Here is an 11,845-nt window from a genome sequence, read left to right as displayed (position 1 = left end):
GGGGTCTGTCCCCGCAGGGGACTGACCCCGAAGTTCGGTGTGCCGTTAACTCATCGAAACTTCGGGGTCAGTCCCTGGAGGGACAGACCCCAGGCCCTTCGTCTTCTCGTAGCGGCGCCGGGACGATATGATTGCTGTTCGCCGCTCGCCGCAGCGCTTCCAGTTGTGCTTCGGTCAATGGCTCACCGAAGAGTGCACGATAGCCTTCGGCGCGTTGGCTGGTATCTTCGCCAAGCCGTGCGTACAGCTCGTGCGGTGTCAGCAGTGCGTCGTGGACCAGCCCCGCGTTACCGCGGTAACTTGACCATCGGTAGTCACCGGGGCTGATAACCATCCTTGCTCGTACAGGGTTGAGTTCGATATAACGTTGGCAAACGAGCAGATAGCGTTCGCTCGGGACCGGGCTGGATCGATAGCGACCGTCCCACACCGTGCCGCTGCTGTGCCGTCGGCGGTTGAGGTACTGAGCATATTGCTGTCCTACCAGGCGGATCAGCTCGGGAAGACGATGCACGTCTGCGAACGATGCCAGCATGTGCACATGATTTGTCATCAGTACATAAGCATGGATCGAACATTCGGTCCGCCTTGCGTGTTCTCGCAGCATTGCGAGGTAGATCAGAAAGTCAGCCTCTCGCAAAAAACACGCCTGCCGGTTATGCCCCCGCTGGATAATATGCAGCGGCAATCCCTGCAGCAGCAAGCGTGGCTGGCGTGGCATGGCAAACTCCGTCAGATGGCGAGCTGCCATTCTGGCGCTGCAATCTGCTCGACCGTCTGCGCCCCCTCAAGCCCGCAACCCCCGCTCGGCAAAGAACACGGGCCCCGTATCGATGGTCGAGCGTACCCCCACGTCATGCCCATGCGTGCGCAGCCACGTTTCGGCGGCGGCGACACCCAGCGCATGCAGCCGCAGCAGGAACGGCAGTTCGCCGTTGAACTTGCTGGAGATCGTGTAGCTGCCCAGCGTGTCCGTGCCGCTGACCAGGTGCAGGCGGAACGGTTCCGGTGGCATCGTGGCGCCGCGGTCCTCGTCCGGCACGGCGCCCACGTGCGTCAGGGCGCTGATTTCGCGCACGAAGCTGATGTTGAAGGCGATCTCGTTGGCGCGGTTGCTGATGTCGGCCATGCTGCGCGGCATGTCCGCGCGGGCAATCGGGTTGTTCTGCACGACGATGACGTCGCGCGTCGGCCGTTCCCGCAGCGGTGCCAGCGGCGGATTGGCGATGAAACTGCCGTCCCAGTAGCTCTCGCCGTCCACCTCGACCGCCGCGAACACGGTGGGCAGGCAGGCCGACGCCAGCAAGCGCTGCGCGTCCATTTCGTGCCGGCGGAACAGCTTGCCGGTACCCGTGCGGACGTTGGTCGCGGCCACGAACAGCTCCAGCTCCGTGCACGCACGCACCCGCCCGAAATCGATCAGGCTGGAGAAGACGTTGCGCAGCGGGTTGTGGGTGAGCGGCGTCTGCAATACCGGGCCCAGCAGGACCCCTGCCGCTTCCATCAAATGGTATGACGGGCAGTGCTGCAGCGAGCCGCTGCCCGCCAGCAGGTCCAGCGGGGTGGGGCGCAAGGGGCTGAACGCGGCGACCTGGGACACGCCGGTCCAGAAGCGCCGCAGGGCGGCCTGGGCGCCGCGCCTGCCGCCGCCCAGCGCGTACCCGTCCGCCAGCACGGTGGCGTTGACGGCCCCGGAGCTGCTGCCCGTCACACTGTCGATGACGAAGTCCTCGTCCAGCAGGCGGTCCAGTACGCCCCACGTAAAGGCACCATAGGTGCCGGCACCCTGCAGCGCCAGGCTGACCGTCCTGGGCCCGGTGTTTTTGACGATATGCAAGGAAACCTCCGTAGTCGATCGCGTCACGCCAGGTGCGTGAAATTGCCGAAATACTAGCGGAGTTCCGGATGTTGCGGCGCAGCATAGGCCGCATCGGCGGGAGCCGAAAAAGTTAAGGCTCCGTCGGCAAGCCGTGCCGGACACGGACTGCTGCGGAGCCTGGCTCGCGTAAAGCGTTCGCTATTCTTCGTGATAGCGATCGGTCAGCTTGTGGTGCGACCCACGGCTTTCGGACACGATTTCAAACGCGATCAGCGCCACGGTCGCAATGGCGATGCCGATCGTCAGCAGAGTAGGCATGATGTTCCGGGTCGCCTTGCGACAACCCGCTCCCTTGGTTGATACAGTTAAACTGTAGCAGGCCCGATGGCCTTTACAAGGGTTCCCCGACACATTTTTTACAGCCGAGATTTCACATTCTCACTTGACGACGAGATCGGCCGCCATCACCGCCTTCAGCACCACCGGTTCGTCAGGGTCGCGTTGCACGAACCACCACGCACCGGCTTTCTTCATCTCCCAGTCCTGCGCCTCGCCCGTCAGCAGCAGTGCGGCCACCTGGCCCAGCGTCGGCTGGTGGCCGACGATGACGACCGTCTCGCGGCCTGCCGGCCAGTTGGCCGCCTGCAGCACCGCTTCCGGGGCCGCGCCGGGCACCAGCTCCGCGTGGGTCTTGTACTTGCGGCCCAGTCCCTCGGCCGTCTGCACCGTGCGCACGGCCGGGCTGGCGAGGATGCGGCAGTTTTCCGGCAGTTGCGAATCGAGCCACTTGCCCATGCGCTTGGCCTGCTTCAGGCCCTTCGACGTCAGCGCCCGTTCCAGGTCGGGCAGCCCTTCATGGCCCGGTTCCGCTTCCGCGTGGCGCCATAAAATCAGATCCATCCATTCTCCTTGTTGTCGTCATGCCGCCATCATTGGGCAGGCGGGACCGGCCGCGTCGCCTCGACCGTCGTGGTGCCCAGCGTCTGCATCAGGTGCTGCTGCGCGCCGAACGGCTGCTGCTTGGCGCGCGGTTTGCGGCGCTGGTAATGCCCGTCCGGCTCCAACTCCCACGCGTTGACATTATCCTTCAGGTACGGATTCAGGCCCTCGGCCATCACCCGGCGCTTGAGCGTGCGGTCCAGCACGGGGAACGCGACCTCGATGCGGCGGAACAGGTTACGATTCATCCAGTCGGCGCTGGCGAGATAGATGTCGTGCTGGAGGTCATTGCGGAAATAGTAAATCCGGCTGTGCTCCAGGAAGCGCCCGATGATGGAGCGCACCCGGATGTTTTCCGACAGCCCTTCCACGCCCGGACGCAAGGTACAGGCGCCGCGCACGATCAGGTCGATGCGCACGCCGTCCTGGGACGCCGCGTACAGCGCACGGATGACGGATTCGTCCACCAGCGCATTGACCTTGACGATGATGCGGGCCGGCTTGCCGGACTTGGCGATCTTGGCTTCGTTGCGGATGGCCTTGATGATCTGGTCCTGCAGGGCGAACGGCGCCAGCCAGATATGGTTCAGCTTTTGCGGCTTGGCCAGGCTGGTCAGGTGCATGAACACCTCGTTGACGTCGCGGCCCAGCTCCGGGTTCGACGTCAGCACACCGAAGTCCGTGTAGAACTTGGTCGTGGTGGGGTGGTAGTTGCCCGTGCCGAGGTGGGCGTAGTAGCGCAGTGTCGCGTTGTCGTTGCCGCCTTCGCGGCGGATCACCAGGGCGATCTTGGCGTGCGTCTTCAGGCCCACGACGCCATACACGACCTGGGCACCCGCCTGTTCCAGCTTGTCCGCCCAGTTGATATTGGCTTCCTCGTCGAAACGCGCCATCAGCTCGACGACGACGGTCACTTCCTTGCCGAGCCGCGCCGCCAGGATCAGCGCTTCCATCAGGTCCGAATTCATGCCGGTGCGGTAGACCGTCTGCTTGATGGCGACGACGCACGGATCGGTGGCGGCCGAGCGGATGAAGTCGATCACCGTCTGGAACGACTGGAACGGGTGGTGCAGCAGCATGTCGTGCCGGCGCAGGGTGGCGAAGATGTCGTTGTTGACGGTCTTGTTCAGCACGCCGGGGATGAACGGCGGGAAACGCAGTTCCGGCTTTTTCATATGCTCGGCGATCTCGTTCAGGCGCACCAGGTTGACGGGGCCGTCCACCTGGTACAGGCGGGTCTTGTCCAGGTTGAACTGGTCGAGCAGGAACTGCGACAGCTCCGGCGGGCAGTTCTTGGCCACCTCCAGCCGCACGGAGCGGCCGAACTGGCGCCCGGCCAGCTCGCCCTTCAGGGCCTGGCGCAGGTTCTTGACCTCGTCCTCGTCCACCCACAGGTCGGAGTCGCGCGTGACGCGGAACTGCGAGTAAGCCAGCACTTCGCGGCCGGAGAACAGGTCGGCGACGTGGGCATGGATGATGGAGGAGAGCAGGCAGAACGAGACGCCCGGCTGGTCGGACAGCCCGGCGGGCAGGGGAATGATGCGAGGGAGGACGCGGGGCGCCTTGACGATGGCGATCGCGGTGCCGCGTCCGAACGCATCCTTGCCCGACAGCGCGACGATGAAGTTGAGGCTCTTGTTGACGACTTGCGGGAACGGGTGGGCGGGATCGAGGCCGATGGGCGTCAGCAGGGGCCGCACCTCCCGTTCAAAATAATCCTTGACCCAGGCCCGCTGCGCCTCGGTGCGCTGGCTGTGCCGGACAATGTGGACGCCGTTTTCTTCCAGCAGCGGCAGTACTTCCGTATTCAGTATTTCATATTGCCGGTTGACCAGCGCATGGCATTCGGCGCTGACGCGGTTCAGGTTGGCCGTCAGGGCCGGGTGCTCGGACAGCACCCCGTCGACGCTGGCGGCGGCCAGCAGGCTGGCCACCCTGACTTCGAAGAACTCGTCGAGATTGCTGCTGACGATACACAAGTAACGCAGGCGCTCCAGCACGGGAATCGATGGATCCTCCGCCTGGGCCAGTACGCGGCGGTTGAACGCGAGCTGGGACAATTCGCGGTCAAGGAACAGAGCAGGGCGCGCAAGTTCCGCACGAGTTTCAGGCTTCATGGGCTTGTCATTTCTTCTAGTCATATCTACAACATTTTAACGCCACCGGAATGCGCGTGGGCTGCGTGACAGTGTAGGGATCAAATATGACAACTTCATGACCGCAAGTCTACCGATTGTGACAACGTAATAATGCGGATTTCCAGCTCAGCAATAAGGCTGTCCCGGCCCTTCCCGCGCGCCACAAATGGAATATTTCACAGTGCGCCACCAATGTCATAAAGCTGTCACATTGCGTCATTAAACTCCGTCGCATTCAAACCCGTAGTACTTCACTAACCTCCCAAGAGGAATCTTGATATGCGTATGAAACAGTTGATGGCCTCCCTCATCGTGGGCGTGTCCGCAGCAATGGCCTTCACGACCGCCGCCGCAGCGGACATTACCGGCGCCGGTGCTACCTTCCCATATCCTATCTACGCCAAGTGGGCCGAGGCGTACAAGGCCGCCACGGGCAACGGCCTGAACTACGCTTCCGTCGGCTCGGGCGCCGGCATCAAGCAGATCAAGGCCAAGACCGTCGACTTCGGCGCTTCCGACAAGCCGCTGAAAGCCGAAGAGCTGGACGCGGCCGGCCTGATGCAGTTCCCCGCCATCATGGGCGGTGTCGTCACCATCGTGAACCTGGACGGCATCGCGCCGGGCCAGATGAAGCTGACGGGCCAGGTCGTCGCCGACATCTACCTGGGCAAGATCACCAAGTGGAACGACGCCGCCATCGCCGCGCTGAACCCGGGCGTGAAGCTGCCGGCCGAAGACATCACCGTCGTGCACCGCGCCGACAGCTCCGGCACGTCGTTCCTGTTCACCGACTTCCTGGCGAAGACCAACGCCGAATTCAAGACGAAAGTCGGCGCCGACGCGGCCGTGAAGTGGCCGACCGGCGTGGGCGGCAAGGGTAACGAAGGCGTCGCCGCCAACGTGCAGCGCATCAAGGGCGCGATCGGCTACGTCGAGTGGGCCTACGCCAAGAAGAACAAGATGTCGCACACCCAGCTGAAGAACAAGGACGGCGTGTTCCTGCAGCCGGACGACGAGAACTTCAAGGCCGCCGCCGCCAACGCGGAATGGACCAAGACCCCGGGCTTCGGCGTCGTGCTGACCGACCAGCCGGGCAAGGCTTCCTGGCCGATCACGGGCGTGTCGTATATCCTGATGTACAAGCAGCAGGCCGACGCCGCCAAGGGCAAGGAAGTCGTCAAGTTCTTCGACTGGGCCTTCGCCAACGGCGACAAGGCCGCCGTCGAACTGGACTTCGTGCCGATGCCCGAAACGGTCGTCAAGCAGGTCCAGGCAGCCTGGAAGCAGAACCTGAAGGACGCTTCCGGCAAGGCGCTGTACTGATCCACCTCCCGTCCCCTCGGCCCCCCCGAGGGGGCTAGCAGGGCCTCTCGGCAAGGTTTACTGGCAAACCCGCTGACGGCACCCGAGATGCCCTGCTAGCTACCCCGTGAAAATCCAACAAAAATGTCCATGAGTGCAGAAATTACCACCGTCCCCGTGACGGAGCCGCCGGCCGCGAATGCCGTCTCCCAGGCGGCCATGCTGGGCGTGATGCGCCGGCAGCGCCTACAGGATTTCATCTTCCACAAGGTGACGATGCTGTTCGCGCTGTCGGTATTGTTCGTCCTGATCGGCATCATCGTCTCGCTGGCGATCGGTGCCATGCCGGCCCTGAAGGAATTCGGCCCCGGCTTCATCACCCGCGTCGAGTGGGACCCCATCAACGACCAGTACGGCGCGCTGATCGCCATCGTCGGCACGTTGTCCACGGCCGGCATCGCGCTGTTGATCGCGTTTCCCGTCAGCTTCGGCATCGCCCTGTTCCTGACCGAGATCTGCCCGCCCTGGCTGCGCCGCCCGCTGGGCACGGCCGTCGAGCTGCTGGCCGGCGTGCCGTCGATCATCTACGGCATGTGGGGCCTGTTCGTGTTCGCGCCGCTGTTCGGCGACTACGTGCAGCCATTCCTCAAGTCCACCATCGGCGTGCTGCCCATCATCGGCGAATTGTTCCGCGGCCCCACGATGGGCATCGGCATCCTGACCGCCGGCCTGATCCTGGCCGTGATGATCATCCCGTTCATCTCGTCCGTCATGCGCGACGTGTTCGAGATCGTGCCGGCCGTGCTGAAGGAATCCGCGTACGGCCTGGGCTGCACGCGCTGGGAAGTGGTGCGCAAGATCGTGCTGCCGTACACCAAGACGGGTGTCGTCGGCGGCGTCATGCTGGGCCTGGGCCGCGCGCTGGGCGAGACCATGGCCGTCACCTTCGTGATCGGTAACGCCAACAAGCTGTCGGCGTCGCTGTTTGCACCGGGCAACTCGATTGCCTCCACCCTGGCCAACGAATTCGCCGAGGCCGCGACGCCGCTGCACGTGTCGTCGCTGTACTCGCTGGCCCTGATCCTCTTCGTCATCACGTTCATCGTGCTGTCCGCCGCCAAGCTGATGCTGGCGGGGATGTCGCGCAAGGAAGGCGTCAAATAATGCATACCGCTGCTCCCATCAACAAGGTTTATCGCAAGCGGCTGCTGCAGCACCGCGTGGGCATCGCGCTGTCCGTGTTCGCCATGTCGCTCGGCATCGCCGTGCTGCTGTGGATCCTGGCCACGCTGCTGATCAATGGCTTTGCCGCGCTGAGCTTCACGCTGTTCACCGAAACGACGCCGGCGCCGGGCAGCGAAGGCGGCGGCCTGATGAACGCCATCGTCGGCAGCCTGATGATGGTCGGCCTGTCCACGCTGGTGTCCACGCCGATCGGCATCCTGGCCGGCATGTACCTGGCCGAATACGGCGAGGAGAACAAGCTGGCGCAGGTGACGCGCTTCGTCACCGACATCATGCTGTCGGCGCCGTCGATCGTGATCGGCCTGTTCGTCTACACGCTGTACGTCGCCAACGTGAATCACTTCTCCGGTTACGCCGGGTCGATCGCGCTGTCGCTGATCGCCGTGCCCGTGGTCGTGCGCACCACCGACAACATGCTGCGCCTGGTGCCCAACAGCCTCTTGGAGGCCGCGTTCGCGCTGGGCGCGCCGCGCTGGAAGGTGGCGATGATGGTGCGCCTGCGCGCCGTCAAGGCCGGTGTCATCACGGGCGTGCTGCTGGCTGTGGCCCGCGTCTCGGGCGAGACCGCGCCGCTGCTGTTCACGGCCCTGAACAACCAGTTCTTCAATGCCGACATGAACAAGCCGATGGCCAACCTGCCGTACGTGATCTACCAGTTCGCGATGAGCCCCTACGACAACTGGCGCGAGCTGGCCTGGGCGGGCGCGCTGCTGGTGACGTTCTCCGTGCTGGCGCTGAACATCCTGTCGCGCACCGTATTCACCCAGAAAATCCCCAACTAATCGCCACTGCCTCCCATGCTGAACCAAGAGAGTACCCCAATGAACGTTACCAAGTCGGCGCAGGCAGCTGCCCCACAGGCCCGCCCGGCCAGCAAGATCATCGAGATCAAGGGCCTCAATTTTTACTACGGCAAAACGCGCAGCCTGACCAACGTCAACCTGGACATCCACGAGAAGCAGGTGACGGCCTTCATCGGCCCGTCCGGCTGCGGCAAGTCGACGCTGCTGCGCACCCTGAACCGCATGTACGACCTGTACCCGGGCCAGCGCGCCGAAGGCACCATCGCCTACCGCGGCCGCAACATCCTGGAAGCGGACCAGGACGTCAACATGCTGCGCGCGAAGGTGGGCATGGTGTTCCAGAAGCCGACGCCGTTCCCCATGTCGATCTACGACAATATCGCGTTCGGCGTGCGCCTGTACGAGGACCTGTCGAAAGGCGAGATGGACGAGCGCGTGGAATGGGCGCTGAAGAAGGCCGCCCTGTGGACGGAAGTGAAGGACAAGCTGGGCAAGAGCGGCCTGTCGCTGTCGGGCGGCCAGCAGCAGCGCCTGTGCATTGCCCGCGGCGTCGCGGTGAAGCCGGACGTGCTGCTGCTGGACGAGCCCACGTCCGCGCTGGACCCGATTTCGACGTCGAAGGTGGAAGAGCTGATCAGCGAGCTGAAGCAGGACTACACGATCGCCATCGTCACCCACAACATGCAGCAGGCTGCGCGCTGCTCCGACTACACGGCCTACATGTACCTGGGCGAGCTGGTCGAATTCGGCGAGACGGACCAGATCTTCATGAACCCGGCGCGCAAGGAAACGCAGGACTACATCACCGGCCGCTTCGGCTGATCGAAAAAGAACAACGGGAGAGCAGCCATGATGGGCGAACATTCATCCAAACAATACGACCACGACCTGGAAGCGATCCGCTCCAAGGTGCTGCTGATGGGCGGCATGGTCGAGACGCAGTTCCTCGATGCGATGACGTGCTTCCGCATCGGCAACGTCGAGCGCGCCGAGCGCGTGATCCGCGAGGACGACGCCGTCAACCAGCTGGAAGTGCAACTGGACGACCAGTGCAGCCACCTGATCGTGCGCCGCCAGCCGGCCGCCAACGACCTGCGCACGATCATGGCCACGATCAAGGTCATCACGGACCTGGAGCGCATCGGCGACGAGGCCACCAAGATCGCGCGCACGGCGAAGAGCCTGCACACGCGCGGCGCCGTCACCGTCAACCACTACGAGATGGTGCGCACGATCGCCACCGCGACGAGCGACATGCTGCACGACGCCCTGGACGCGTTTGCCCGCAACGACCATAACCAGGCCTTGCAGCTGATCGCCCAGGACGCCGTGATCGACCATGAGTTCCGCTCGATCATGCGCAACCTGATCACGTTCATGATGGAAGATCCGCGTACAATTTCGACTGCGCTGGACACGATGTGGGTGGCCAAGGCCATCGAGCGCATCGGCGACCACGCGAAGAACATCGCCGAATACGTCATCTACGTAGTGGAAGGGCGCGACATCCGGCACACCAAGCCGGCCGCCGCTCCCGTTATCGCCGATTCAGAGGAAAAATAAGCACAAGCATGGCATCCGACAAAACGACCGTACTGATTGTGGAGGACGAACCAGCCATTGTCGAGCTGGTAACGTTCTCGCTGCGCGAAGCCGGCTGGAACTGCTGCGCCGTGCAGAGCACCGCCGAGGCCTGGGATTTCATCCACGAGCGCAAGCCGCAGCTGATCCTGCTGGACTGGATGCTGCCGGACCAGAGCGGCCTGCGCCTGTTGGCGCGCATCCGCGGCGACCGCCACTTTGCCGACATCCCCGTCATCATGCTGACGGCGAAAAGCATGGAAGAAGACAAGCTGGCCGGCCTGAACAGCGGTGCCGACGACTACATCACGAAGCCGTTTTCCCCGCGCGAGCTGCTGGCGCGGGCCCGGGCGCTGCTGCGCCGCAAGAGCCCGGAGCATGCCGATTCGGCCATGCGCGCCGGCCCGATCACGCTGGACCCCGTCAGCTGCACCGTCACGATGGGCGAGAACAAGATCGACATCGGCCATGCCGAATACAAGCTCCTGAAGTTCTTCCTGGCCCATCCCGAGCGCGTGTTCTCGCGCAGCCAGCTCCTCGACAAGGTATGGGGCGACCACGTCGTCATCGAGGAGCGCACGGTCGACGTGCACGTGCTGCGGCTGCGCAAGGCGCTGAAGGAGGCCGAGCACCTGATCAAGACGGTGCGCAGCGTGGGCTACATGCTGTCCGAGAAGGCATAGGGACACGCGATGAATCCGAAGCTGCTGTTCTGGGTACCGGTAACGCTGCGCCTGGCGTTCGGCGCGGTAGGCGTGGGCATCCTGTGGTGGTGGCTGGGACCCATGACGGCATTGTGGTCGGCGCTGCTGCTGGTGCTCGGGATGGCGCTGGTGCAGTTGCACTACCTGTTCCAGCTGTCCGGCTGGCTGGACAACCCCCACAGCGCCAAGCTGCCCGATGGCTGGGGCGAATGGACCCCCGTGTTCTCGCGGCTGTACCGGATGCGCCGCGACGACGAGAAGAACCAGGCCGAACTCACCGAGTGGCTGGCCCGCTTCCGCCAGGCCATGCACCTGCTGCCGGATGGCGTCGTCATCATGGACGACGTGCTGTTCCTGGAATGGTGCAACCCGGCGGCGGAAGAGCACCTGGGCCTGCGCCAGGAACGCGACAAGGGCATGCGCGTGACGAACCTGGTGCGCAGCCCCGACTTCATGGACTACCTGATCCTGGGCCGCTACGACCAGCCGCTGACGCTGTCGTTCCGCGGGCGCAAGCTGATCGTCCACATCATCCCGTTCGAGAACCGCCGCCAGATCCTCGTCACGCACGACATCACGGAAACGGAACGCACGGACATGATGCGGCGCGACTTCGTCGCCAACGCGTCGCACGAGCTGCGCACGCCGCTGACCGTCATCGTCGGCTTCCTGGAGATCGCCGCCTCCGAACAGCTGGACAAGGAAACCCGCCAGGCCCACCTGAAGCTGATGATGGAGCAGGGCCACCGCATGCAGCACCTGATCGAGGACATGCTGACCTTGTCGCGGCTGGAGTCGCTGGACCATCCGATGCGCGCCGAGCGCGTCGACATCGGCAAGCTGCTGCTGCGCGTGCAGCGCGACGCGCAGGCGCTGTCGACCGGCAAGCACGACATCACGCTGGACGTGCAGGGCGGCGACCTGATGGGCAGCGTCGAAGAGCTGTACAGCGCCTTCGGCAACCTGGCCGCGAACGCCGTGCGCTACACGCCGGCCGGCGGCACCATCCACCTGCGCTGGGAGGATACGGCGTCCGGCGTACGCTTCGTCGTGCAGGACAACGGCATCGGCATCAGCCCGGAGCACATCAGCCGCCTGACGGAGCGCTTCTACCGCGTCGACAAGAGCCGCTCGCGCGAGACGCAGGGCACGGGCCTGGGCCTGGCCATCGTCAAGCACGTGCTGCTGCGCCACAGCGGCACGTTGACGATCGATTCCACGCCGGGGCGGGGCAGCACGTTTACCGTCAACCTGCCGAAGTCGCTGGCGGCCGCGCCGCAGCTGAGCCACGCGGCTTGAAACGGGGGTCTGTCC

At 64.2% G+C, this 11,845-nt stretch carries 11 protein-coding genes; 7 read left to right on the top strand and 4 right to left on the bottom strand.

Features of this window, described 5'->3' with window-relative positions:
- Positions 1-67: 67 nt before the first annotated feature.
- The 4 genes from PX653_RS10875 to ppk1 form a co-directional block, all read right to left on the bottom strand.
- Positions 68-721 carry a transposase gene (locus PX653_RS10875; protein ID WP_277417895.1) on the bottom strand — a complete coding sequence of 218 codons (654 nt, stop codon included), beginning with the start codon at positions 719-721 and terminating at the stop codon, positions 68-70.
- Between the two features lie 66 nt (positions 722-787).
- Positions 788-1,837, bottom strand: a complete 1,050-nt coding sequence (locus PX653_RS10870; RefSeq protein WP_277417894.1) for a patatin-like phospholipase family protein — start codon at positions 1,835-1,837, stop codon at positions 788-790.
- A gap of 420 nt (positions 1,838-2,257) precedes the next feature.
- Positions 2,258-2,719 carry a phosphohistidine phosphatase SixA gene (sixA, locus tag PX653_RS10865; RefSeq protein ID WP_277417893.1) on the bottom strand — a complete coding sequence of 154 codons (462 nt, stop codon included), beginning with the start codon at positions 2,717-2,719 and terminating at the stop codon, positions 2,258-2,260.
- Between the two features lie 29 nt (positions 2,720-2,748).
- Entirely contained in the window at positions 2,749-4,875 is a 2,127-nt protein-coding gene (gene ppk1, locus PX653_RS10860; RefSeq protein WP_277417892.1) for a polyphosphate kinase 1, read from the bottom strand.
- A gap of 300 nt (positions 4,876-5,175) precedes the next feature.
- Here ppk1 and pstS point away from each other — a divergent pair, with 300 nt between their 5' ends.
- The 7 genes from pstS (at position 5,176) to phoR (ending at position 11,830) form a co-directional block, all read left to right on the top strand.
- The gene (gene pstS / locus PX653_RS10855) at positions 5,176-6,219 is read left to right on the top strand and encodes a phosphate ABC transporter substrate-binding protein PstS (RefSeq protein WP_277417891.1); all 1,044 of its coding nucleotides are present in this window, start codon (positions 5,176-5,178) and stop codon (positions 6,217-6,219) included.
- A 198-nt stretch (positions 6,220-6,417) separates the two neighbouring features.
- On the top strand, positions 6,418-7,362 hold the full coding sequence (gene pstC / locus PX653_RS10850; RefSeq protein WP_371876473.1) for a phosphate ABC transporter permease subunit PstC: 945 nt from the start codon (positions 6,418-6,420) through the stop codon (positions 7,360-7,362).
- Complete coding sequence (pstA, locus tag PX653_RS10845; protein ID WP_277417889.1) at positions 7,362-8,225, top strand: phosphate ABC transporter permease PstA; 864 nt, start codon at positions 7,362-7,364, stop codon at positions 8,223-8,225. Before pstC ends, pstA begins: the two co-directional genes overlap by 1 nt.
- A 39-nt stretch (positions 8,226-8,264) precedes the next feature.
- The gene (gene pstB / locus PX653_RS10840) at positions 8,265-9,068 is read left to right on the top strand and encodes a phosphate ABC transporter ATP-binding protein PstB (protein WP_277417888.1); all 804 of its coding nucleotides are present in this window, start codon (positions 8,265-8,267) and stop codon (positions 9,066-9,068) included.
- A gap of 27 nt (positions 9,069-9,095) precedes the next feature.
- Complete coding sequence (phoU, locus tag PX653_RS10835) at positions 9,096-9,809, top strand: phosphate signaling complex protein PhoU (protein ID WP_277417887.1); 714 nt, start codon at positions 9,096-9,098, stop codon at positions 9,807-9,809.
- A gap of 8 nt (positions 9,810-9,817) precedes the next feature.
- Entirely contained in the window at positions 9,818-10,510 is a 693-nt protein-coding gene (phoB, locus tag PX653_RS10830) for a phosphate regulon transcriptional regulator PhoB (protein ID WP_277417886.1), read from the top strand.
- Positions 10,511-10,519: 9 nt separating this feature from the next.
- Positions 10,520-11,830, top strand: coding sequence for a phosphate regulon sensor histidine kinase PhoR (gene phoR, locus PX653_RS10825; RefSeq protein WP_277417885.1), 1,311 nt, complete (start codon positions 10,520-10,522; stop codon positions 11,828-11,830).
- The last annotated feature ends 15 nt before the right edge of the window (positions 11,831-11,845 follow it).

Origin of the sequence: Pseudoduganella chitinolytica (genome assembly GCF_029028125.1) — a bacterium.
GTDB lineage: Bacteria > Pseudomonadota > Gammaproteobacteria > Burkholderiales > Burkholderiaceae_D > Rugamonas > Rugamonas chitinolytica.
This window is presented reverse-complemented; position numbering and strand designations above follow the sequence as displayed.